Annotated in this window: 28 protein-coding genes; 5 read left to right on the top strand and 23 right to left on the bottom strand. The window is 64.0% G+C overall.

Annotation, left to right across the window (positions count from 1 at the left end):
• Nucleotides 1–39: 39 nt before the first annotated feature.
• From BUE39_RS16620 to BUE39_RS16510, 23 genes are all read right to left on the bottom strand, one after another.
• Nucleotides 40–483: a phage tail assembly chaperone gene (locus BUE39_RS16620; protein WP_073429785.1), complete on the bottom strand. Its 444-nt coding sequence runs from the start codon at nucleotides 481–483 to the stop codon at nucleotides 40–42.
• Between the two features lie 8 nt (nucleotides 484–491).
• Nucleotides 492–1,559 (bottom strand): gp53-like domain-containing protein, encoded by a 1,068-nt coding sequence (locus tag BUE39_RS16615; RefSeq protein ID WP_090518777.1) that lies wholly within the window; start codon nucleotides 1,557–1,559, stop codon nucleotides 492–494.
• Nucleotides 1,559–2,122, bottom strand: coding sequence for a phage tail protein I (locus BUE39_RS16610; RefSeq protein ID WP_073429781.1), 564 nt, complete (start codon nucleotides 2,120–2,122; stop codon nucleotides 1,559–1,561). Before BUE39_RS16610 ends, BUE39_RS16615 begins: the two co-directional genes overlap by 1 nt.
• On the bottom strand, nucleotides 2,115–3,008 hold the full coding sequence (locus BUE39_RS16605; RefSeq protein WP_073429779.1) for a baseplate assembly protein: 894 nt from the start codon (nucleotides 3,006–3,008) through the stop codon (nucleotides 2,115–2,117). Before BUE39_RS16605 ends, BUE39_RS16610 begins: the two co-directional genes overlap by 8 nt.
• A complete protein-coding gene (locus BUE39_RS16600) occupies nucleotides 3,005–3,349 on the bottom strand; it encodes a GPW/gp25 family protein (protein ID WP_073429778.1) in 345 nt (114 codons plus the stop codon). The genes BUE39_RS16605 and BUE39_RS16600 overlap by 4 nt, the downstream gene beginning before the upstream one ends.
• A 2-nt stretch (nucleotides 3,350–3,351) precedes the next feature.
• Nucleotides 3,352–3,582 (bottom strand): hypothetical protein, encoded by a 231-nt coding sequence (locus tag BUE39_RS16595; RefSeq protein WP_200799512.1) that lies wholly within the window; start codon nucleotides 3,580–3,582, stop codon nucleotides 3,352–3,354.
• 90 nt (nucleotides 3,583–3,672) lie between these two features.
• The gene (locus BUE39_RS16590; RefSeq protein WP_073429777.1) at nucleotides 3,673–4,026 is read right to left on the bottom strand and encodes a hypothetical protein; all 354 of its coding nucleotides are present in this window, start codon (nucleotides 4,024–4,026) and stop codon (nucleotides 3,673–3,675) included.
• A 244-nt stretch (nucleotides 4,027–4,270) separates the two neighbouring features.
• A complete protein-coding gene (locus tag BUE39_RS16585) occupies nucleotides 4,271–4,948 on the bottom strand; it encodes a phage baseplate assembly protein V (RefSeq protein WP_073429775.1) in 678 nt (225 codons plus the stop codon).
• Nucleotides 4,949–4,952: 4 nt separating this feature from the next.
• Nucleotides 4,953–5,480 (bottom strand): hypothetical protein, encoded by a 528-nt coding sequence (locus BUE39_RS16580; RefSeq protein ID WP_073429773.1) that lies wholly within the window; start codon nucleotides 5,478–5,480, stop codon nucleotides 4,953–4,955.
• Nucleotides 5,470–6,009: a phage tail protein gene (locus BUE39_RS16575; protein WP_073429771.1), complete on the bottom strand. Its 540-nt coding sequence runs from the start codon at nucleotides 6,007–6,009 to the stop codon at nucleotides 5,470–5,472. The genes BUE39_RS16580 and BUE39_RS16575 overlap by 11 nt, the downstream gene beginning before the upstream one ends.
• A 24-nt stretch (nucleotides 6,010–6,033) precedes the next feature.
• Nucleotides 6,034–6,330, bottom strand: a complete 297-nt coding sequence (locus BUE39_RS16570; RefSeq protein WP_073429769.1) for a head-tail joining protein — start codon at nucleotides 6,328–6,330, stop codon at nucleotides 6,034–6,036.
• A 10-nt stretch (nucleotides 6,331–6,340) separates the two neighbouring features.
• Entirely contained in the window at nucleotides 6,341–7,336 is a 996-nt protein-coding gene (locus BUE39_RS16565; RefSeq protein ID WP_073429767.1) for a major capsid protein, read from the bottom strand.
• Between the two features lie 76 nt (nucleotides 7,337–7,412).
• Complete coding sequence (locus tag BUE39_RS16560) at nucleotides 7,413–7,757, bottom strand: head decoration protein (RefSeq protein ID WP_073429766.1); 345 nt, start codon at nucleotides 7,755–7,757, stop codon at nucleotides 7,413–7,415.
• 40 nt (nucleotides 7,758–7,797) lie between these two features.
• Nucleotides 7,798–8,925 (bottom strand): head maturation protease, ClpP-related, encoded by a 1,128-nt coding sequence (locus BUE39_RS16555; protein ID WP_073429765.1) that lies wholly within the window; start codon nucleotides 8,923–8,925, stop codon nucleotides 7,798–7,800.
• The gene (locus tag BUE39_RS16550; protein ID WP_073429764.1) at nucleotides 8,926–10,437 is read right to left on the bottom strand and encodes a phage portal protein; all 1,512 of its coding nucleotides are present in this window, start codon (nucleotides 10,435–10,437) and stop codon (nucleotides 8,926–8,928) included.
• A complete protein-coding gene (locus BUE39_RS16545; RefSeq protein WP_073429762.1) occupies nucleotides 10,434–10,640 on the bottom strand; it encodes a phage head-tail joining protein in 207 nt (68 codons plus the stop codon). Before BUE39_RS16545 ends, BUE39_RS16550 begins: the two co-directional genes overlap by 4 nt.
• A 22-nt stretch (nucleotides 10,641–10,662) precedes the next feature.
• On the bottom strand, nucleotides 10,663–12,705 hold the full coding sequence (locus BUE39_RS16540; RefSeq protein WP_318268229.1) for a phage terminase large subunit family protein: 2,043 nt from the start codon (nucleotides 12,703–12,705) through the stop codon (nucleotides 10,663–10,665).
• Nucleotides 12,587–13,150 (bottom strand): helix-turn-helix domain-containing protein, encoded by a 564-nt coding sequence (locus tag BUE39_RS16535; protein ID WP_073429758.1) that lies wholly within the window; start codon nucleotides 13,148–13,150, stop codon nucleotides 12,587–12,589. The genes BUE39_RS16540 and BUE39_RS16535 overlap by 119 nt, the downstream gene beginning before the upstream one ends.
• Before the next feature lie 401 nt (nucleotides 13,151–13,551).
• The gene (locus tag BUE39_RS16530; RefSeq protein WP_073429756.1) at nucleotides 13,552–14,304 is read right to left on the bottom strand and encodes a hypothetical protein; all 753 of its coding nucleotides are present in this window, start codon (nucleotides 14,302–14,304) and stop codon (nucleotides 13,552–13,554) included.
• Nucleotides 14,305–14,574: 270 nt separating this feature from the next.
• Nucleotides 14,575–17,286 carry a VapE domain-containing protein gene (locus BUE39_RS16525; RefSeq protein WP_073429755.1) on the bottom strand — a complete coding sequence of 904 codons (2,712 nt, stop codon included), beginning with the start codon at nucleotides 17,284–17,286 and terminating at the stop codon, nucleotides 14,575–14,577.
• Nucleotides 17,287–17,428: 142 nt separating this feature from the next.
• Nucleotides 17,429–17,827, bottom strand: coding sequence for a hypothetical protein (locus BUE39_RS16520; RefSeq protein ID WP_073429753.1), 399 nt, complete (start codon nucleotides 17,825–17,827; stop codon nucleotides 17,429–17,431).
• Entirely contained in the window at nucleotides 17,828–18,358 is a 531-nt protein-coding gene (locus tag BUE39_RS16515) for a phage regulatory CII family protein (RefSeq protein WP_073429752.1), read from the bottom strand.
• 111 nt (nucleotides 18,359–18,469) lie between these two features.
• Nucleotides 18,470–18,682 carry a hypothetical protein gene (locus tag BUE39_RS16510; RefSeq protein ID WP_235004888.1) on the bottom strand — a complete coding sequence of 71 codons (213 nt, stop codon included), beginning with the start codon at nucleotides 18,680–18,682 and terminating at the stop codon, nucleotides 18,470–18,472.
• Between the two features lie 129 nt (nucleotides 18,683–18,811).
• On the opposite strand from BUE39_RS16510, the gene BUE39_RS16505 reads away from it, so the two are divergent.
• From BUE39_RS16505 to BUE39_RS35505, 5 genes are all read left to right on the top strand, one after another.
• Nucleotides 18,812–19,309 (top strand): helix-turn-helix domain-containing protein, encoded by a 498-nt coding sequence (locus BUE39_RS16505; RefSeq protein WP_073429749.1) that lies wholly within the window; start codon nucleotides 18,812–18,814, stop codon nucleotides 19,307–19,309.
• The gene (locus BUE39_RS16500; protein WP_143169509.1) at nucleotides 19,257–19,772 is read left to right on the top strand and encodes a hypothetical protein; all 516 of its coding nucleotides are present in this window, start codon (nucleotides 19,257–19,259) and stop codon (nucleotides 19,770–19,772) included. Before BUE39_RS16505 ends, BUE39_RS16500 begins: the two co-directional genes overlap by 53 nt.
• A gap of 121 nt (nucleotides 19,773–19,893) precedes the next feature.
• The gene (locus tag BUE39_RS16495) at nucleotides 19,894–20,127 is read left to right on the top strand and encodes a hypothetical protein (RefSeq protein ID WP_073429745.1); all 234 of its coding nucleotides are present in this window, start codon (nucleotides 19,894–19,896) and stop codon (nucleotides 20,125–20,127) included.
• 11 nt (nucleotides 20,128–20,138) lie between these two features.
• The gene (locus BUE39_RS16490) at nucleotides 20,139–20,360 is read left to right on the top strand and encodes a hypothetical protein (protein WP_073429743.1); all 222 of its coding nucleotides are present in this window, start codon (nucleotides 20,139–20,141) and stop codon (nucleotides 20,358–20,360) included.
• Nucleotides 20,348–20,697, top strand: a 350-nt coding sequence (locus tag BUE39_RS35505) for a beta-hexosaminidase (protein WP_084561429.1), incomplete at its 3' end; no start/stop codon positions are given. The genes BUE39_RS16490 and BUE39_RS35505, both read left to right, overlap by 13 nt.

The following is a 20,697-nucleotide window of genomic DNA, read 5'->3' as shown; positions in this document are numbered from 1 at the left end:
GATGGAACGCGGGTCTCCGGCAACACGCCGGAACGGCGCTTACGTCACGAAATCGGGTGCACCGGGCGCATCAGGCAGTTCAACGTTCGGCCAGCCGGTCGCACCGGCGAGGTCACGCAGCGCCTGGCGATACCTGAGCAGTGCCGTGAACTGCCCGGCCGTAAGGGTCGTGCCGTCGCCGATCAGTTTTTCATCCTGATGCCGTGAGACGAGCCAGTCGGTCGCGGCTAGCGCACCATCGCGCCTCGCGCGCATCATGTCGGCCTGCTGCGCACGCGTCGGTGGCAGCGGATCAAATAGCGCCGGCATGCCGTCAGTGTCGAGCGCGATGCGCCTGCCCTGACCCTGTCCGTTGATCAGCTCCTGCCACAGCCCCGCCGTGATCCCGACCGCCGTGACGGCGTCCGGCACCGGACTGTCGACGCTGTCGTAAAAGCCGGTGATCGCGCCCTGTGCGTCGTATGCTGCAAATTTCTGTCCCATGATGTCCCTCAGTACCCGATACTGATCCACGAAATACCCGTTGAACCGGAAGACGCCGTGCCCGCGATCACGTTGAAACTGGTCTTGCTGCCGTTCCCCTGGAAACCCAGTGAGATGGACGCGGCATTCGGGGTGATCACGGTTCCTGTGTTGCCCGCAGCCAGAATGAACGCGTTGGGGTAAGCAACCGGCAGCGTGACTGTCTGCATGGATTGCGTTGCAATCGTGCTGGTGCCCCACTGGATGATCAGTCCGCTGGGTAGCTTCGCATAGCCGTTATTGGCAAGCGACTGCGAAAACGCATTGCGGCGGAACAGGAACGAGCCGCTGATGACCCAGGCGCCGGACAGCACCGTAAATACGCAGTCTTCGCCAGGGTTAAGCGCCACGCTCGTGACCAGCCCTGTCCCACTGTCGATCTGGTCCGCGCCCGCCGCGGAAATCGTGACGATCCCGCTCGACGATGTACTGACCTTGCTGCAATGGACGCTTGCCCCGTTAGGCAATCCGGCGATCGGCGGAAGCGTCGCGGCCTGATTGGCCGTGTTGTTAAAAACCACTCGCGAACCGATGTAACTGTTGTCCATCGTCGTCGATGCGACGGTGGCCTGACCCGAGTGAAGTGGCGAGTACTGAAGCCCGGACTGACTGAGAAACGCCGTGGTCGCAAGCTTCGTGCTGTTGTCGAACTGCGCCGGCGTCGGTGCCCTGGGCGTGCCCGTGAAAAGCGGCGAATCGAGCGCGGCCTTCAGCGCCAGCGCGTTCGTCACCGTCGTTGCGAAGTTCGGATCGTCGCCGAGCGCATCGGCCAGTTCCTTCAGCGTATCAAGCGTCGCCGGCGACGCATTCACGAGCGCAGCGATTGCGGCCTGCATGGCGACGAGCGTCGCGTATTGCGGGTGCGGGTTTTCTCCGCCTGCGTGCGCTTCCTGCTGCGCCCTCAGATAGCGCGTACGGTTCGCAAGCTGCTTTGCCTGCCGGTTGTCGACTCCGTCCGGGCCACCCATCACGGGGTCCGACGTTTCCAGCTGATAAACGCCCTCTTCCCACTGGGCGATTTCCACAAGGTCTGCCATCAGGCGACACTCCCTCTGTTGTATTGTCCATTGCGCATGGCGACGCCGTTATGGCGGATCGGCACCGCCGTGTAGTCGAGTACCGCGAGCAGGCTGCGCGCGGGTGCGTAGCGCCCGAGCACGGCCTTCAGCCTGTCCGCCTGATCGCGCGTGACGGGCTGCTGAAGCTTCACGATGTATTCGGCCCACGCGTTCGCGCGGCCGTGCACGTGGTCGCCATTGCGCATGATTGAACCGTCGCGACGTCGCGCGAGCCGCCCTTCGACCAGCTCGACCTCGCCGAAGCCGAGCCGGCGGATTACCTCCCGCACCGCCCACGGCGTGCCCTTCCTGCGGTGCAGAGCGAGCGAGCCCTTGATCAGCGCCCGCTTCGCGTCTTCGGATTCGGCCAGCTCCCACCCATCGACCGCAAGCGCCCACGCGAGCCACGGCAGCCAACCGGCCGGACACCGGTCCGCATCCCACAGCGTGCGCAGGATTTCCGGATCGACACGCGGCGCCATGACGATCGCGAGCGCCGTTTCCAGCGGGGTCTGGTTGGCCGGCAAAAGTGCGTCACGCATCGTCCACCTTCATGTTGAGCACGATCGACGTGCAGTTGGCGAACTGGCGCGGCGTACAGACAACGTGCGCCGCCGGCGACCGCAGCTCGACATCGATCACGCCGGAGTCAGGTGGATGCAGCGCACCGTAGATCGCGGAGAGCGACATGCCGGCACCCAGCTTGCGGGCACTGGCGATGGCCTTCCCGAGTGCTGCGCGTCGCGCTTCGAAAACGGCCTCACCGCCCGGACCGCTTCCTACATGGACGTCCGCCTCGACAGCGAAATCGACGCGCTCGCCGGCTGTCACCAGCACCTCGTCGTTCAGCGGCCGGACATCCTCGGGCGAGACCGCTGCCGTCACGGTGTCAATCAATGCCCGGTTGGGCACGCCATCGCCTATCGCCGACAGGAGCGTCAGGCGGACGACGCCCGCCTCGGGACGATCCACCTTCACGTCAAGCACATCCGCGGAGGCATTCATGGCCAGCGCGACATAGCTGCCGGATGGACCGGCGACCGTCGAGCGCTCGATCGACATCTGCGTGCGCAGCTTCAGCCGGTCGTCGCCTTCGAGGGTCGGCTCGACTGGCGGATTCGCATCCGCATCGCCAGGATCGATGGTCGCGCGTTCGATATCGAGCAGCGCCGCCAGATGTTCAAGATCGGCACCCGTCGAGAAAGCCAGCATCACCGCGCGTGCGGCGTCGTTCACTCGCGCACGAAACCGCACCTCGCGGTAGGCCGCAAGCTCGATCAGCTTCACGACGGGGTCCGACTCGAGCGCCGCGCTCCAGTCGGGGTAAATGCTTCTGAAATGCACGAGCTTCTCCTGATAGATATCCTCGAAGTCGAGCGTGTCGACCAGATCCGGCGGATCGATCGCACTCAGATCAATGGTTGTCACGTGCTCACCTCGAAAACTGCGTCGTCGCCTTCGTAGACGCCCTGAATGCGGAACGTCACCTTGCCGTCAACGATCGATGCGACCGTGACGCGGGAGACCCTGATGCGCGGCTCCCACCGCCCGATCGCGCGGGCCGCTTCCGCCTGCGCGGACGAAATCCAGCCGCGCGTTACCGGCAGATCGACCATGCGGGGAATGTCGGAGCCGTATTCGGGCCGCTCGCGCCGCGTGCCCTTGCGCGTCGAGAGAATGTCGCCGATGCTCTGCTTCAGGTGCGCGATACCGGTGATCGGTTTGCCCGTCTGTCGGTCCATGCCGACCAGCGCCGTACCCGCGCCCATCGTCAGGCTCCGTCCGCGACGCGTTCGAAATCGGGATGGCGCTCGAGCAGCGCGAGTTGTTCCTGATCCGATGCCGTCACGGTGCTTTTCTCGACGCTCAGCGTGCAGCCGTCGGACAGCACCAGCGTGCGTGACCTGAACGCCCTGTCGCGGAAAGTGACTGGTACGGTATCCACGGCAATGGCCAGTGCAGGATCCGGAACCGGCATCGGAACGTCGTTATCTTTTGGCATGTCGGGACTCCAATAAAAAAGCCCCGCAAAAGCGAGGCTGGGAAAACTGGATCGGGTTCGGCGGCAGGTCCGCCCGAAGGTGGGCTCCGTCTATGCGGGATCCCCGTCGATGCCGGTCCAGGGGTGCGCCGGCGGTGCTTCCAGATGCTTGTTGGCGTTGAAATGCCACTGCAGAAGTCCGGGTAGCCAGGCGACGGGAAAAACGTAATAGACGGCGGGCCGTCCATGCGAATCGACAGGCGATGTGATATCCCGCGCGGCACCCTGAGTCTGATCCGATGCCTTGAGAAAAAGCCTTGCGGTCTGCTGCTGCACCCTGTTCACATAGGTTGCCGCGGCCCCGTCGCCCTGGTAATACAGGCATTGATTGTTGTCGAGAGCCAGCGTGACTCCTTGCGGAGTATGGCTGATGATTGAACGTACAACGGTATCTTCCAGGCCCATTTTTTCTCTCCTGTTAAACGGGATTCAAGGCTCCGCCATCAACGTGTGTCGGACAGCCGCCGTGCCCAGGCCGTGGCAGCATCCGCAAACGGCCGTCAGCGGCGAACCACAAGAGACTGCAGCCGGTCAGGCACGTGATCAGACTTTGCCCTTCGACGCGCGACCTTGAAATAGTCCTTCCGTCATGGGTTGAACAGCACGTGTATGAGCCTCAAAGAACAGGAGCAAAGTCGCTTTGCAGTACTCAGACAGGCGGATCAGTCAGCGCCCCCGCACCGTTACTCGTATGCTTGTGATCCGGCAGCGAAATTCCCTTCGATTTCACGGTGCCGGTGAAGTTGGCGTCGCCGTCGATCTCGGATGCAGGACCGCCTGTCGCGTTGCTGCCCGTCATGCCGCCCTGGAACGTCAGCCGCTTCTGCGTTGTACTGTTACCCGTGAACGTCGAATCCGGCGCATCGACGAGCAGTTTCGGCGCGGCCTGCGTAATGCCGTCCGCCGTCAGTTCCATCTGCGTGTCACCGATGCGGAAAACGATCCGGCCGCCAGCGGGAACCGACAGGACATACTCGTGCGCGTCGTGGTCATAGTGTTCATGCGCACCGTCCGGCCAGTCGGTCGCCGTCAGGCTCCCGGCATTGCCGTTTGCCCCGCCGTGCGTGTCGCTGTAGAACCCGGCCAGTACGAACGCGCCGGCAAGTGTGCCGGACGGCGCCAGCACGACAGCCTGCTCACCGACAGACGGCGGACACCAGGTGCGAACCCGTCCGGCCGCAAACGTCTTCCACGGCAACAGCGCACTGACCCACTCGCCGTTGCGGACCCGGCAGCGCGGCGGGTCGTACTGCACATCGTCGATATAGCCCGCCTGCACAATGCTCGCGATCAGGCGATCGATTTCGCCAATCTCGTAGTCGCTCATGTGGCTATCCTTCGGACAGGTCCTGTGCCGGATTCAGGTACTCCCCGCCCGGCGCGGTGCCCGTGTCAGGATCGACGCCCCACAGCACCGTGGAGCCGGCGGACGGAAACGGCGCAGCGACATCGCCGAGATCAAACTCGTGCGTCCACTCGACGAGCCAGACGAGATACGCGTCAAGCTCCGGCTTGAACGGATCGTCGCCGATCTGCACGAGCTTCGCCGGTGTCACTGGCACACCCCACGTCTGCGCATGCACCGCACACGCGATGCGCGCGGCCAGCTCGCGCACCGCGAGATCCGCATGCAGCCCAAGCGGATCGCAGATCGCCCGCGCCTGAAAACGTCCGATCAACGACGTCTGACCGGTGCCGGGATCGTGTCCCGGTTCCATTTCCGACATCTCGAGCGCAATGCTCGGCGTCGGAATCTTCCGGCCAATGCGCGGATACGCATCGATCGGCGAGATATCGGGGAGCGCCGCGCGCAGGCCGTCAATCATCGCGTCATGCAGCGTTTTCAGGTTATCGAGCACGCCGGATACCTCCTATCGCCTTCTGGATTTCGTAGTTCACTTCCTGCCGGAGAATCGTCATCAGTCGCGCCTCGCACATCTGCGCTGCGCGACGGAACGCCGGGTCGCCGGTCTTCGACCAGTTCACCGTCACGACCTCGAACGGCGTGCGGGCCTTGCCGGTTCGCTGGTAGATCGGCCCGTCCGGTTTCGCCTTCGTCTGCCGCCATGCGCCGTCGAAGGCGAAGCGCCCCGCGCGCATGCCCTTTTTCGTTTCGCGCACGGAACCCAGCCGGTGGGCTTCGACCGGATTCAGCCCGAGCCAGACCTTGCCGGTATCGGCCGAACGCATGAAGAAGTACAGCCGGCTGCGGATCACTTTCTGCGGGATCTGCGTGCCGCGGGAGACTTCCTTGCCCGTCTGGCTTTTGATCCACGCCGCAGTCTTTCGCAGCGTGCGACGCCACGCAGCCTGCATGGCGGACGGTGCTAATCCCTGCAACGCGGCGGTCACTTCCCTGACGTCGATCTCGACCTTCAGTGCATCCATCAGCAGAGCCTCAACGGAATCTCATCAACGGGGTCTTAGCAGCAGCACGGTCCACCCCGTGCCGTCGGGTTGCAGTTCGAACACGACATATTCGTCGCCGCCGACGGTCACGATGCTGCCCTCGCGGATCGCGACGGCGTCCGCATCGCGCACGCTCACCTGCGGATGCTCGAGCTGCGTGCGCTGCCGGCCGAGATCCGGACCGAGCCACGGTGCGGCGAACATGCCGCGCAGCGGCTCGCCGTCGACGGTGATGTCGTCGTCGGCCAGATCGCGGATCACGGCGTCGTCGAGATCCGCGACCAGATCACGGAACGCCATGCGTGTCTCCTCAGACCGTCAGCTTGATGACGGCCTTCGGACGCGTGCACAGGTGGATCGGATTGGACTGCGCCTCGAGCTCGACGCCCTTGCCGAAATCCATCAGCTCCTGTTTCGCGTAGTACGGCAGGCCGTTGGTGTTGACCGTTTCCATGTAGTCCGCCGGCGCGAAGCGGGTGATGAACAGATCCGGCACGCCTTCGGGCACGGCCCACGCTTCATCGTCGGCCACATAGCCGATGTCGCCGACGCGTCCGCGATAGCGCTCGAAGGTGCAGCCGCCGAATTCGAACGTGTCGCGCGGGTCGCCTCGCAGCGCCGACGCCATCGCCGTATTGAGGTAGGTCTCCTTCAGCGCCTTATGGGCAATGAGAAGCTTCCAGAAGTTTCGGCCGCACAGCATACGCACGCCGGTGAAGGGCGTGTTGCCCAGGGCATCCTCGATCGCGTCGAGCAGATCCGCACACTTGAGGCGCACCTCGGTGTCGGTCTTGCCCAGTTCGAAACTGATCACGGTCTGCTGGATGCCGAAGCGATCGAGCAGGTCCGCCACGACGGATTTGCCGTCGGCGTCGAGAATCAGCCCCTTGACCGCGCCGATGCGGTGGAATTCGTGCGTCGCGTCGAGCTGGCGGCGCATCTTGGCGAGGCGTTTGTTGATTACGGTCTGGATTGCTTCGAGCTCGGTTTCCGAGCCGAATGCGCGCAGGTTCTGGATCTCGTCGGCGCCGATCGTCGCGCGCTGCGGCAGGTGCACCGTGTTGAACGGAATCATGTTGCGCTTGCTGCCGACGACGACGGCGCCGGAAGCACCACGCTGCCCGGTCGGCACGAGTGCCAGCGTGTCGCCGTCGCGCTCGATCTGCACCACGGTGGTCGTGATGCCTTCTTCCTCGAAGAGGCCGAGGGTCGCGAGCCGGCTGGGCACCTGCGGCTGCTCGTTGATCGCAGCGCTGAGCGACGACAGCGAGAACGCGTCGTCGTTGAGAAGGGCGATATCCGCCATAAGATTCTCCTGAAGTGGATATGTGGTGCAGCCGTCGAAGTTCGGCGACGGCCGGATTTTCGAAAGGACGGCGGGTTTAGCGCACGATCACGTAGTGCGCGGCGAGATCGCTGCGCGCGGCTGCGTCGAGGCCCGTCAGGCGCGCTTCGGCAACCTCGGCGAGACGCACGATGCCGACGGCCGGACGTGGACTCTCGGATGCGGGCAGCGGCGCATACAGGATCGCCGTGGCGATTTCCGAGCCGTCCGCCGCAGTGTTGTTGTACGGCGCATATTCGCCAGTGCCGGTCGTGCCGAGCAGTTGCCCGGCCGGCAGCGCGTCGCCTTTCACGACGACAATCTGCTCGCGCGAGATGCGGCCCGCGCCTTCCGAGAGAAGAAACTCGCGGGTGTTCATGCCCTGCGTTTTGATGGTGGTCATACCGTTGCTCCTGTGTGCGCCTGATACGAACAGGCCGTTATCAAAGTGACTTTGCGACGCCCCTGCGGGCGGCGTAGATCGACGACGCCTTCGGCCCCGGCGTCGCACCCTGCACAGATCGGCCGGCCTCATGCGGGACCGGCTGCTGCCGGTTGTTCACACGCGGCTGGGACTGCGTGACGCGATCGAACAGGCGCGCGCGTACCTGATCGGGATTCAGGCCATCGCCCACGAACTGCGCCGTGAGCTCCGGCAGCTTCGCCGCCAGACACAGGCCGGCAATGTCGGCCGCGTTCCGGATCGCCGCATCGATGGTGGTGCGATCCTTCAATGCGGTGAGCGTCACGATGCTTTCCGCGCACATGGAGAGGTTCGCTGCGCGGCAGGCATTGAACACGTGGGCGGCCAGCACGCCGGGCTCTTCCTGCGTCGTCACCGGCTCGGGGGGCGCGGGTTCCGGAGGCGTCGGCGCGGGGGGATCCTCGACGGGCGGCTCATGTGCGCGTGGATCCACGGGCGGCGCATCACCATCGCCCTCGACCAGCGCCTGCACCGGCTCCGGCGGATGCCTGAAGCGGGCAAGCAGGCCGGCCGCATTGCTCGACGCGGCGAGTCGCACCGGCTCCTCGATCACATCGCAAAAGCCAAGCGACTGCGCCTCGAGCGCCGTGAGCCACGTCTCGGCATCCATCATCGCGGTGAGCTCCTCATCCGTCTGGCCGCTCTTGCGCCGGTACGCCGCGAGAATCCCGTCGCGCGCCTTGTCCATCATGTCGGCCGTGCTGCGCAGATCCGCCGCCGAACCGAGCGCAATCGTCCACGGGTTGTGAATCATCAGCATCGCGTTTTCAGGCATCACGACCTGGTCGCCCGCCATCACCACCAGGCCGGCGGCGGACGCCGCCACCCCATCGACGCGTGCGGTCACCTTGCCGGCGTACCTTCGCAACGCGTTGTAGATCGCGAAGGCGTCGAACACGTCGCCACCCGGCGAATTCACCGCGACGATGACCTCCGTTGCGCTCGCCGCGGCGGCATCGAGCTGCGCGATAAACGTCTTTGCATCGGTGCCCCAGAATCCGATCTCGTCATAGATCCGGATCTCGGCGACGGCCGCGCCCTGCGCGTTCGTCATCGCCCTGATGTCCCACCACTTACGGTTTTTCATCTACGGTTCCTGCTTCTGAATAAGCGTATCGGGTACCCCATCGCCCGCGATGTCGCGTGAGCGGGGATCAGTGTCGTAACGCAGGCCAAGCGCATCGGCCCGCGCGTTATCGGCGGCGTTTTCTCCATCGACCTGTTCCGGGTCTTCGCCCTGTTTGAGGATCGACGCCGAGCGGCTCGTCAGCCCCGAGCGGATCGCGAGCTTCTGCGCATTGACGTCCTGCACCGGGTGGATGTACGGCCAGCCCTGCGGCACCCAGCGCACACGCAGGTATTCACGCCGTGTGCGATGGAAGTCCGGCATCGGCATGGCGCCCGACAGGGCGCACGCGTCAACCCACCACGCCCACGCGCGGCGGCAATACTGGTGAATGAAGACGTTCCACTGCAGCTGCTCGATCGAACGCCGGAATTCGTTGAGCAGCACCCGTAGCACGCGGTCGCCCACTTCACGCAGGTCACCGGTGAGGATCTCGTACGGCATGCCGACCGATGCCGCGGCGGCCATCAGCTGCTGCCGCATGAACGGGCCGTAATCGGCTCCGGCGCCGGGTGGCGTCGCAAAGCGCATATCCTCGCCCGGCGCCAGTTCCTGCACGGTTCCGGGTTCCAGTGACACGACCGGCGAGAACCCGTCCGAATCAAACACCAGCCCCTCGCCCGTCACCGGATCGCCAGTGAGCCCCGGCTCGGCATTCGGCTTGACGAGGAAGCCCGCGAACAGGTTGCTGATCTCCTGCCGGAACAGCACGGCGTCGTCGAAGTTATCGAGCGAGTGCAACCGCAGCAGCACCGTCGACAACTCGGGCACGCCGCGGACTTGCCCGGCACGCAGCGGCTGGAATACGTGTGCAACGTCGTCCGCAGAAACCGGCACGGTCACCAGACCACCGGTCGACATCCGGTTGTATTCGCCGGGATGACGACGCAGCAGGTGATAGGCGACGCGACGATCGTCTGCGTCGTACTCGACGCCGTTGATGATCTCGCCACCGTTCGGCCGCAGTTCGTTTTTCTCGACCGGCAGCAGGTCGCCTTCGAGCACCTGAAGCTGCAGCGGGACCGGTAGCCCGTCATCGGGATGACGCATGCGACGGCGCACCAGCACCTCGCCGTCGCCAAAGAACGCACGCGCCGCGAGCGTCTGCTGTCCATAGAAGTCGAGCAGGCCGTCCGCGTCGGACTCGCCGACCCAGTCGTCCCACAGCTGCTTCTGCTGTCGCCGGACAGCGGGATCCGGGTGTTGCGGATGCGGCTGGATACCCGTGCCGATCGTGTTCGACACCAGCCGCGCGATCGCCGTCTTCGCCCACGGGTCGTTGCGGATCGCGTCGCGCGCGCGGCTGCGGATGAGCGGCAGGTTCTGCACCGCTGCGGCGTTCGGCCCGGCGCCCGAAGTCTGCCACGATCGCCCGCGCGCACCGGCCGAGCTGGCGGCCTCGTACGCTGCAGCCTTCAGGCGTGTCGGCATGACGAAACCGCGCTTCGCGAGTGACGGATAGGACGGCTTCATCGCACCCCCTTGCCGCCGTGCCGAAGACGAAACACGCGCGAGCGCGGATTCGCACGATCGAGAGCGCGCACAATCTCGGTCTGCGCTTCACGCAGTTCCGCAATCGACCGGTAACGGACCTTGCGGTCCGCGTACTGGACTTCGAGTTCGCCCTTCGCTATCGCGGACTGGATGCGGGCGAGATCCGCCGCTGTATAGGCCATACCGTGCTCCTGTGATGTGCTGCTACCGGCGCTTCAGATAGCTCGACCGTGCAGTGCGACGGCCCTGAATGCGCGAAACCCCGCTCAGGGGCGGGGTTTCAGGTGTGTTGCTGGTGTTGCTGGCAACTGGAGTCGGTGGCGGCGGATCGACTACCACCTCCGGCAAGCCGGTGGCAACAGGCACCGTGTCGAAGAGCGATACCTGCGACAGGCGCTGCTGTTCGATCATCCAGTGCGCCTCGGTCATGAGGTGCGTCTTGATGCTGCGCGCCGCATGCAACGCGTACACCTCGCAATCGAGCGCCTCGTTACGTGCCCCGGCCTTCTTCTGCCAGATGCGTTTGCTGCCGGTACGCCCCGGCACCTTCACTTCCGCGGTGAGCTGCTGCAGATAGTCGGCACGCACGCCCCTGTACCAGTGCATGCGGCCGGCGCCGTCATCTTCGAGTTTGAGCCGGTTATCGAGAATCAGATCCTTGGCCTTGCTCACACCCACCATATACGGACGCAGACCGTACTTCGCGGCCTTGCTGTTGTTGCGCACGGAATCGACGGGCGCCTTCGGTACACTGAATATTTCCGCATCGATCTGCTTTGCGCCCTTGATCGCCATGATGTTGATGCCGCGCTTCTGCGCGACGCGCACATAGCGGTAGACCGCATCCGAGGTCGAGCCATCCGACGAGTCGATCGATGCCGCCTTTACACGCAGCACCCAGCCGTTCGCATGCCGGTAGCCCTGCGTGATCAGATCGGTCAGTGCACCCCAGACGCCGCCGACCATCGGATCGGTGCCCTGCTCGAGCACGTTGCCGTAGATTTCATCCCACAGCACCAGCCAGCTTTCTTCGCCGCGGCCCCAGGCGCGCAGCACGATCGCGATCCGGTCATGCTGCACGTCAATGCCGGCGGTGAGCACCAGTGCGCCGGCCGGCACGGTGAAGACGCCGTAGTCGAGCGCACGCTCGGCGAGCAGATCGATCTCGGGGATATCGCTCTCGTATCGGTACGGGCGGCCCTCGGTGTTGTTGACGAACGAGCGCATCTTCGTGTCGTCGCCCGCGCGCAGCGCTTTTTCCGCGACGAGCCGCTTCTTCACGAGTTCCGCGAGACGCGAGCCAGGGAAAGGCGACACGAGTTCATTGAGCCGGAAGCCGGCGACGCCGTGAAACGCGGCGGTCGCCACCCACCGCCCGCGCCGTACGGCCCGAAAGCGCGCGGTGTCGTCCCACAGACTGCCGCAGAACGGACACGCGTAGCGCGCGGACTCGGGCGTGGCCAGCCCGAACACCTCATGCGGTTTTTCGGCATTCTCCAACCAGGTGACGTTATCCCAGGCCAGTTCGTGCTCTTCGCCGCAATCCGGACACGGCACCAGATACCGGCGCTGGTCCGACGACTCATAAGCCTGCGCGATCCGCGAGAAGCCCTCGATCGTCGGTGTGCCGCCAAAGATGACCTTGCGACGGCTGTTCGAATAGCTCTTGGTGCGCTCCTCGAGCAGCGTGATCGAATCGCCCTGCTCGCGAACGTTCTCGTTGGTTTCGTCGGGCTCTTCGACTGCCACCACCGGCGCGGGCGTCGACTTCACGCTCGACGCCGAGTTCGACGTAATGAATTTCAGAAAGCCGCTCGCAAAAACCTTGTTGTCCCATCGCTCGTCGCGGGCGCGACCCGCATGCGCCGGCAGCTTGTCCCGCAACCGCGGCGTGACCTCGACCATCGGCTTGAATTTCTCATCGTTGAAGTCCTTCGCCGACTTCTCCCTGGCGAACATGATGATCATCGGGCACGGATCGATGTCGATGCGCCGCCCGATGTAGTTCAGCAGCACGCCATCGGTCCAGGCCACCTGCGCCGACTTCATGCATACGACCTTCTGCACGCGCGGGTCGTCCAGCGCTGCATGCATGCCGTGCACCCACGGCGTGATGTCCGGATTGTATTTACCGGGCCGCGCCGTCGCCTTCGCACTCAGACGGCGGTAACGCGTGGCCCACTGCGTCGTCCCGATCTTCTCGGCGGGCTTCAGCAGCTTCGCCAGACGCCGGATCACTGCGCGCACTGTCTGCGTCGTATCGAGCCATCTGCTCGAGACATCCATTGATGTGTTCATTCAGCAGTTCGACGTCGACGTCGATCCCATAAAGCGTGCGCAACTCGTGCGCGATCCTGTCCGGCAGCGACAGCAGGTCCGAGCGGAACGCGCCGACCATCTGGCCGTAAGCCCGTTCCAGCTGCTCCGCGTTGACGAGTTGCCCTTTCTTTTCCGCGAGGGTCAATAACTTGATTTCGCGATCGACCCGCTCCGTCATCGCGCGCTCAGCGACGAGATCGATCCCGTTGTTACTGCCACGACCAGCCGCCATTTCACGAAGGTGGCGAATGTACGCGATGCGCACGTCGTCGACCGACGCCTGCCGGTAGTCGATGCCGAGCCTGTCGACGAGGCGTGAAACTGCCGACTGGTCGAGGTCCAGGTGATCGGCGATCTGCTGTTGGGTTGGCATGAATATGACCCCCCCTGGGGAATCACCAGTAGAGAAAAAACGCGGGTGCGAGCCCCCGTGTCCTGAGCGGCTATAGGGTCCCCGGCAGGCAAATGCAGAACGAGGCAAAACGAGGCCGGACCGCCCGGACGACGTCGCGGCGCAATGGCTGGCACCGCGCAGAACCTGCCGGCCCGGCCGCGACGGCGCGAGCACTACACCGCTCCAATGCAAAAAGCCCCGAGGCTCACGCACTCAGGGCTTCACAAAAATTCAGGGCGAACGACTCCACCGTACTCAACAGGCTCCGTTAATTCTTCTTTTGTCCCGAGGAGGTTGCACGACTCACGCGCGGTGCCAGCGAATTCATTTGTCCACCAAACGAACGCGAGTCTAGTCGTGTGTTTTCTGAAATGCAAGCGTCAGGCACCACGCAGTCCTCGCCTGAACTGCGCTTCGGTGATCGAATCAATCTGCGTGAGCACTGCGCCGAGCCATTCGAAGCGCGCGGCCCACCGACGATGATACTGATCGAGCGGCACGCCCAGTGCCTGCGCACGTTTCGCGGCATTGACCGGTTCCTTCCCGCTGCCGTTGCAATGCGTGCACAAGTGCGGCACTTCCGCGAATGGACGCTCTTCGTAGAAGCCCTTTCCGTAACACGTGGGACAGGGCTCGCGATCATTGATCGGCCAGCGCGAGAACCGCAGGCGAGCATCGATGGCATCGCGTACCGGCCGGCACGATCTGCAATCAACGCGCTGCACGATTCTGCCGCCACCGCCGCGCATGCCCCGACCGCCGCACACCGAACACTGATCGGCAATCCATTCGACGATTGCACGCTCGGCGAAGCGCACAAGCAACGACGGACCATCCGATGCAGCTTCACCGTCACGCTTCGGGTCACGGAACTTTGCATCGCGGAACTTTGCACCCGCGGATTTCCCGCGTCTATAGCGACTGCCGTCCGCGATTCTCGACGCAAGCAGCAGCGACGCGCGGTGCAAGGCACGGCGCCGCAAATCCTGACCGTACTTCATGTGCCACAGCATGTTGCCGAGCTCGTCGACCATCGCGAGCGCACCCAAAGTTACTTGTCGGTCCGGCGCGACATCGGCAAGCTGCACGCGCACATTCATCGCAATTCCGGCTCTTTCCTTCAGTTCGCTCATCGATCAACTCCTCTCTGTCCCAATGTCCTGATGTCCCAAGGGAAAAAGGTCAGGCGTGCGGGCGCAGCGCGCGACATGCGTGCTGCACACGTCGCGCATGTCGCACGCCTGCGCACCCACGTGAGGGCGACCCCTGGGACGTTGGGACACGGGCCGGCTCCAGGCACAGCGGGCCGCGCGCCGACGCTGGCGCAGCAGCGCGCCAAAGCAACGAACATGGCGCGCTGCGCGGTATTCGACGTCACCATGAATTCGCGCGTCGCCATACGGTCAGAGCGGGCTGTCATCGTCATCACCGGCTGCCACCGCGACCGCCGCAACCGCTGCGACCGCATCAGCGGCGACGGGTGCCTCTTCTTCGGGGACGTAGTACCAGCCGCGCTTGCCCGTCGACTCCCGCTTGCGCACCCAGCCGAGTGACTTGAGCGCCTTGCCCACGCGCCGCTGCTCAGGAAGCGTCCACTTGGACGTATCGAGCTTCAGGACGTCGGCGAGGATCTCCTCCATCGTCGTGCGCGATGAATACTCGATCGCGCGCGCGATCTTGTCCTCGTACACGTCGCCCTCATAGCGTTCGGTCTGCTCGATCTCGAACAGGGGCCGCTCTTCTTCGGTCACGTGCCAGATGACGCGCCGGCGATACAGATGCACGGCTTCTGCCCACAGCTGGTCGCGATCACGCCGCAGCGCCTCGATATCGACCGGGCCACCGACGCGGATCGGCCAGTAACGCCGGTTGCCGGATTCGTCTTTCAGGTACGTATCGAAGTTCACCGAGCCCGCGAAGACACCCTGCCGGTGCACGTCGGTCGCCCGCTTGCCGTAGAAGTTCCGGAAGCGGTCTGTCTCGGTCGCAAAGAAGCTCTTTGCCGCCGACGAATCGCTCTTGTTCAGCGAGTCGAGCTCGGCCAGCTCGATGATCCACTTGCCCGCCATCACCGCGTACGTGTCTTTCTCGCCGATGCGGATCGGGGAGTTCGTGTACCACGGCTTGCCGGCCAGCACCTCGAGCGCGGTCGACTTGCCCCATCCCTGCTTGCCTTCGAGAATCAGCACGTTATCGGCCTTGCAGCCGGGCTGCATGACACGCGCGACGGCGGCGATCATCCACTTCATGCCGGCAAGCTGCACGTATTCGCTGTCGGCGACATGCAGGTACTTCGTCGGCCACGAACGCACGCGCGGCGTGCCGTCCCACATCAGGCCTTCGAGGTATTCGCGCACGTCGTGATAGTGATGCTGGTCGGCGACGAGCAGCACGGCGCTCATGACGATGTCCTGTCGCACCGCGATCCCGTACGACTGGGACAGCCACAGTACGCACCGGATATCGTCCATGTCCGACCATTCGCCGAGTTCACCCTGCTGGAAGGGTGGCACCCTGCGCTTGACGACGCGGCCCGCGAAGTCATCCTGGGCGATCACACCCTGCCACGATTTGTGATTGGCGAGGATCAGGTGCACGTTGCCGAGCGTGGGGAGCAAGGTGCCTTTGTCCGAGCGCGCGAGCTTCATCTCCCACGTATGCGCGCCGTTCTCCGCCTCCCGACCGTCCCATTCCTCCGGTGCTGCGCCAGCGGACGTTGGGTGCGGAGCACCTTCCGCACCAGTCACCGAGCGTGTGCCGTTCGCCGCCATCGGCGACACAACCCCTGCCGCTTCCATACGCTCCAGCAGCCGCGCCGCGCGGTTATGACCGATACGCAACTCACGCTGCACAAGCGAAACGGACGCGCGCGATGCCTTGCGTACGACAGCAACAGCCTGCGTGTACAGCGGATCATCCGTCGATTCTTCGGCCTGCAGGTGGGGATACGGCAGGATATCGTCGGCGGCAGGCGCGAGGGCGCCGAGCAGGGCCGACTGGATCTGCTGCCTGACCACGTCGAGCCCTTCCTCGCAATGCAGATCGTTGAAGTCGGTCAGCTTCCGCTCGCCGCGATCGGCAAACCGCGGGAACACGACGCTCGCATTGCCGACCTCGGCTGCCGCTTCGTACGCGTACTTCAGACCCGTGTTCTCGAAGCGCCTTTTGCGCTCAGGCATCACATCATTGCCATAGCTCAGCTCGATAAATCCCACGCCGTGATTGTCGCGCCTGAACTGCGCGCGCACCCTGTACCACGTCTGTTTCGTCTCGATACGTATGGCGTCGGCACCGATCACGAGTTCGCCGTCATAGCCGAACTCGTCGGCGAGGTGCTCGCGCAGGCGCTGTTCGATCTTCCAGTCGTCGTCCGCGCAGATCAGCAGATGCAGGTCCGGACAGGTGTCGCGCAGGTATCGCGCAGCGGGCAGGATGCCGGCCGCGTCGAAACAGACCGACAGCGGCACCGCATCGTCCGTTGCCATGCGGATCGAGCGCCCGGTCGCGTAGCCTTCGGCGATCATCGCGACCCTGTCGTCCGCCGCAATATCGCCGAGAATGAACGAGGCTCCCTTCTTTTCCATACCCTTGTTGAAGCGCTTCGCGCCTTCCGGCGTGATTTTCTGCAGGCCGACGAGGCGGATACCGTCCGCATACTGGAACATTGGCACGAGCAGCGTGCCCTCGTCGTCGAAGCGCACGGCCTCTGGCGTGATCTGCTTGCGCTCAAGATAGGCCGACGCGCCCTCGTCGCGTGCCTTGTGCCACTGGCTGCGCGCACGGTTCGCTGCCATCTTCGCGGCATGCGCGCGTTTTTCGGCTTCGATGCGTTCCGCCGTTTCCTGGCGCTGGCGGGCCGCATCGATGTCTTCCGGTGTCAGGGCTTCACCCTGCCACTGGAACGCCTGTGCGCCGTTGTCGTTACCGGACCACCGGCCGAATGCGCCGGTATAGCCGAGGATCAGACCGCCGCGCTCGATCCTGTGCAGCGAGTACCAGTACTTCTTGCCCGGACCGTATCGATGCGGCTTGCCGTCGTCGACGGGATGCCCGTCGGGCAGCGCGGGATGCCCTGCCGACTGGAGCTGCGAAATGATCTGGTCTAGCGAAGACATTCGAGAATTCTCCTTTCGAGTTCGCGTTGATGAGAGAAGGAGCGCCAGGCGGCACGTCCGGCGACATAGGTCTGTCGCCCCGACGAGGCCCGTCGCGGTGTTGAATGGCGACGGCGCAGCAATGAACTGGCACTGTGCAAAGTCACTTTGTCTCCGTGGCGCGGCCCGCGCGCAGTCGATGCCATTCGGCGGCGTGACGTTCTGTCAGGACGGCGTATTCCCCATCGTCGACGTGCCAGCGGATGTAGCCGAAGAAGTTGCGGCGCTCGTCGCGGGTCGGCCGCGCCGCGCAGTAGCGGGCCGCGCACGAAATCCAGACGTCGACGAGTCCGAGCGACCGGCAGGCCTGAAGCAGCATGTCGGCGGCAAAGGGGGAAAAGAGCGGTTGCAGGAATGCGGCGGCCTGCTGGGGTTCAGTACGCGCCACGACGCCGAGCTGCCGCGTCGCGCAGGAAAGGCGCCGGTCGTCGTCGCACGCGAGTTGGATGCGGGCGCGCTCGGGGTTGCAGCAGCAACGCTCGATCGGGAAACGCGGCGCCACTTACCTGCGGCCCAGTTTGGCCAGACGCCCGGCCGTCCGGATCAGGCGCTCGAAGAGGCGCTGGCCCTTGCGGCTGACCACCGTCAGCTGTTCCGCCTCGTTGACGTCGATGCGACGGTCGGCGACCGCGCGCACGACCTCCGATGCGACCTCACCGACATGCGCCTGCAGATGCAGCGTCGCGCGCGTGAGCGATTCGACATCGTGGTGATCGTCGGTGGCGTGTTCGGCCGCATCGACACTGCGCTCGGCAATCAGGCCGAAGCGCTCATTGAGCGCGTGTAACGGGTCGAGCGCGAATGGCGCGCTTTCCTTCTTTTCCTGCATCCATTCGATGAGCAGCTCGAACATCTCCATCGACAGGCGGTTTTCGCCCTCGCCGCGCAGACGCAGCCGCAACGATTCGGTGGCGATGCCCTTGCCACGGCGCAGGGTCAGGAAGTTCGCCGCGTCTGCCACGCCACCCGGCGTATTACGGACCGACGTATAGAGGACGTCGAGCCATTCGGTACCACTGTATCGGCACGTCATTGCAGCCCCGGTTCTTTGGATTGGGTGTTTTTCATTCTGTTTACCGCGACCCGGCATCCGTACGATGCGAACATGACCCGACCAGCGATAAATGCCATGCTCCGGAAACCGTCAGTGCGTCGCGTGAGTGCAATCGGCCGCCGCCGGTTGCTCCGCGCTGGTCGCGAAGTAATCGAACAGGGTTTGAACCGTGGAGACGCGCGGATCGGACACGATCCGGCAGGCGATCTTGGTCAGGGTCTGATAGGGCACCCCGCTTGCCCTGGCAATCTCCGGCCACGCGCCTTTTGCCTGATCCAGACGACGCAGGACGGTCGAAAGCATTGGTTCCTGATGTGCAGTCATGACTCGCGCTTTTAAATGCTACCGATTCGTGAAATATATCCGCATGCGGAAGCAAGTATAGTCGAAATGATTCCGCATAGGGAATTCCGTGCGTGGAATCATTACGGCATGAAAACGCCATTGAAGCGAGTACTCGCGAAAAACGTGAAGCGGCTTATGGGCTTGGTGCCGGAGGTAGCGACCCAAGCCAAGCTTGCCGCGCGGGCACACATGTCACAAAGCTCGGTCCACCGGATCCTGAACGAGGACACGGAGCCCGAAATCGAGACAGTCCAGAAACTGGCTAATGCGATCGGCGTGTCTGTGGCGGCGCTTCTCACCGAAGGTCAGGCGGACGAATTGCCGCCGTTGGCTCAGGAAAAGTATCGAGCGCTTCCCGTGGCAGAAAAGGAAAAAATCAGGGCATTCATAGACTTCGTGATCGCATCATACGAAGCGGAGAAGGCCGGCGTTCCAATCACTTTCTCGGAGAGAATGGAACCCACGCAGTCCTCGCGGGCTATCGCCCAAGAGCTGGCACAACGTGAAACATCAGACCATACGTTGACCAGCCATGAAAGAAAAACTGAAATTCGAGGAACACGCAAGAAAACGCGCAGCAGCTAGGCTTCGCCTGGTTAAAACTGACGCTGCCCCTTCGCACGAGCCATCGTACGTCCAAGACACTCATCTGCAAGCCCGGCAATCGCTATTTCGCAGCGAGATCGCTTCGCGCATGCTCGGACACGACTGCCCGACCACGGGAGCGCTCGTCCTGATCGGCCCAGATGGCGCGATCGAAATGTCAATCATTGGTGCCGAGCCCGAACAGTCGGACCTGCTTGCCGATGGACTCGATCAGCTCTCGGCCCGACTCCGTCTGCATGCCAAACGGCGCCCACTTCGCAACAAGATACGAGGCGCAGCCTCCATCGCGGCGCTCACTGCACTCGCCTTCTCTACGCTTGCGTTCGTCAACAGCATCGCGTGGATAGACGCAGCATTGTCGATCGCCGCCCAGATCACTGCAGCATGGCTCGCACAGCCTGACAAGCGCACGCACCTGTATCCGCCCACGGACCAAAAGTAGATCGACCCGAGTTGGCATAGCCAAAATAATCCGCATACGGATTGACATGCAATTCCGTATGCGGATATCCTTCGACGGAAGGCGCACCAATCCCGGACGCGCCCGACCCGGAGATTCCGCTATGAAAAGCATCGAAATGAACGGAGAAGCCCGCCAGTCGTGGCTTCGACGCGAACAGGGCCTGCCGACCGAGCCTGCGGACGGCTACACCGTGGTACGCCAAAGTGACTTTGAAAAGTCCAGGGTCTGGCGGGCGATCTTCATTGCTGCGGCGATTGCCGTGGGCATTGCGCTGTTCCAGCCCGCGCCCGCCGACGCGCCCACGGCCACCGCGCCGGCAAGGGCGACTGCCTGAACCGCGCCGCGATGGCCGAGCGGATTTCCGCCACCGACATCGACATCGCCCGTGAGTTTCGACTCCGCCGCGTCGCCGGTCCGGCCATCAACGCCCTCATAAATCCCGCCTTGCGCCTGTGTCTCAGGAACTGCGCCGAGTTGCGGAAAAACAGCACCACGCTGACCAACCCACGCCAGAAGGCAAACGTCTTGCCTCCGGCGATCCGGACTAACGCCAAATGCAGAGACTAACGTCCACGTTGCAACCGGAGACGGTACGTAGAGATACGATCCGCCTTCGAACCATCGTCAAGTACGACCCTATGGCTGCGCGTCCGACGACACTCATCCTCGTGGGGAAATATGTCGTCGCGCGAAAGCCCATAGCAGACAGCGTTCACACCCTTTACATGATCATGGACGGCCGCGACGTCGTCCGCACCCAGATCTCCTATCCCACTGCCGCCGACTGCGAGGGCGCTATCAGGGCGGCCGCAAACGCGCGGACGGAAACCGCGCGTGCGCTTGCAAAGGCGAAAAAGTCGAGCAGGAAAGGCTGGCAGGCGCGGCCGATGCGCGTGAAGGAGGC

Source organism: Paraburkholderia terricola (assembly GCF_900142195.1).
Lineage (GTDB): Bacteria > Pseudomonadota > Gammaproteobacteria > Burkholderiales > Burkholderiaceae > Paraburkholderia > Paraburkholderia terricola.
The sequence above is the reverse complement of the archived record's forward strand: the minus strand, read 5'-3'. Positions and strand labels throughout refer to the sequence as shown.

Excerpts from the sequence above, each read along its gene's own strand:
- BUE39_RS16620 (WP_073429785.1), bottom strand. The coding sequence starts at position 483 with ATGGGACAGAAATTTGCAGCATACGACGCACAGGGCGCGATCACCGGC.
- BUE39_RS16615 (WP_090518777.1), bottom strand. The coding sequence starts at position 1,559 with ATGGCAGACCTTGTGGAAATCGCCCAGTGGGAAGAGGGCGTTTATCAG.
- BUE39_RS16610 (WP_073429781.1), bottom strand. The coding sequence starts at position 2,122 with ATGCGTGACGCACTTTTGCCGGCCAACCAGACCCCGCTGGAAACGGCG.
- BUE39_RS16600 (WP_073429778.1), bottom strand. The coding sequence starts at position 3,349 with ATGGGCGCGGGTACGGCGCTGGTCGGCATGGACCGACAGACGGGCAAA.
- BUE39_RS16595 (WP_200799512.1), bottom strand. The coding sequence starts at position 3,582 with ATGCCAAAAGATAACGACGTTCCGATGCCGGTTCCGGATCCTGCACTG.
- BUE39_RS16590 (WP_073429777.1), bottom strand. The coding sequence starts at position 4,026 with ATGGGCCTGGAAGATACCGTTGTACGTTCAATCATCAGCCATACTCCG.
- BUE39_RS16585 (WP_073429775.1), bottom strand. The coding sequence starts at position 4,948 with ATGAGCGACTACGAGATTGGCGAAATCGATCGCCTGATCGCGAGCATT.
- BUE39_RS16575 (WP_073429771.1), bottom strand. The coding sequence starts at position 6,009 with ATGGATGCACTGAAGGTCGAGATCGACGTCAGGGAAGTGACCGCCGCG.
- BUE39_RS16570 (WP_073429769.1), bottom strand. The coding sequence starts at position 6,330 with ATGGCGTTCCGTGATCTGGTCGCGGATCTCGACGACGCCGTGATCCGC.
- BUE39_RS16565 (WP_073429767.1), bottom strand. The coding sequence starts at position 7,336 with ATGGCGGATATCGCCCTTCTCAACGACGACGCGTTCTCGCTGTCGTCG.
- BUE39_RS16560 (WP_073429766.1), bottom strand. The coding sequence starts at position 7,757 with ATGACCACCATCAAAACGCAGGGCATGAACACCCGCGAGTTTCTTCTC.
- BUE39_RS16555 (WP_073429765.1), bottom strand. The coding sequence starts at position 8,925 with ATGAAAAACCGTAAGTGGTGGGACATCAGGGCGATGACGAACGCGCAG.
- BUE39_RS16550 (WP_073429764.1), bottom strand. The coding sequence starts at position 10,437 with ATGAAGCCGTCCTATCCGTCACTCGCGAAGCGCGGTTTCGTCATGCCG.
- BUE39_RS16545 (WP_073429762.1), bottom strand. The coding sequence starts at position 10,640 with ATGGCCTATACAGCGGCGGATCTCGCCCGCATCCAGTCCGCGATAGCG.
- BUE39_RS16535 (WP_073429758.1), bottom strand. The coding sequence starts at position 13,150 with ATGCCAACCCAACAGCAGATCGCCGATCACCTGGACCTCGACCAGTCG.
- BUE39_RS16530 (WP_073429756.1), bottom strand. The coding sequence starts at position 14,304 with ATGAGCGAACTGAAGGAAAGAGCCGGAATTGCGATGAATGTGCGCGTG.
- BUE39_RS16525 (WP_073429755.1), bottom strand. The coding sequence starts at position 17,286 with ATGTCTTCGCTAGACCAGATCATTTCGCAGCTCCAGTCGGCAGGGCAT.
- BUE39_RS16515 (WP_073429752.1), bottom strand. The coding sequence starts at position 18,358 with ATGACGTGCCGATACAGTGGTACCGAATGGCTCGACGTCCTCTATACG.
- BUE39_RS16510 (WP_235004888.1), bottom strand. The coding sequence starts at position 18,682 with ATGCTTTCGACCGTCCTGCGTCGTCTGGATCAGGCAAAAGGCGCGTGG.
- BUE39_RS16505 (WP_073429749.1), top strand. The coding sequence starts at position 18,812 with ATGAAAACGCCATTGAAGCGAGTACTCGCGAAAAACGTGAAGCGGCTT.
- BUE39_RS16500 (WP_143169509.1), top strand. The coding sequence starts at position 19,257 with ATGAAAGAAAAACTGAAATTCGAGGAACACGCAAGAAAACGCGCAGCA.
- BUE39_RS16495 (WP_073429745.1), top strand. The coding sequence starts at position 19,894 with ATGAAAAGCATCGAAATGAACGGAGAAGCCCGCCAGTCGTGGCTTCGA.
- BUE39_RS16490 (WP_073429743.1), top strand. The coding sequence starts at position 20,139 with ATGGCCGAGCGGATTTCCGCCACCGACATCGACATCGCCCGTGAGTTT.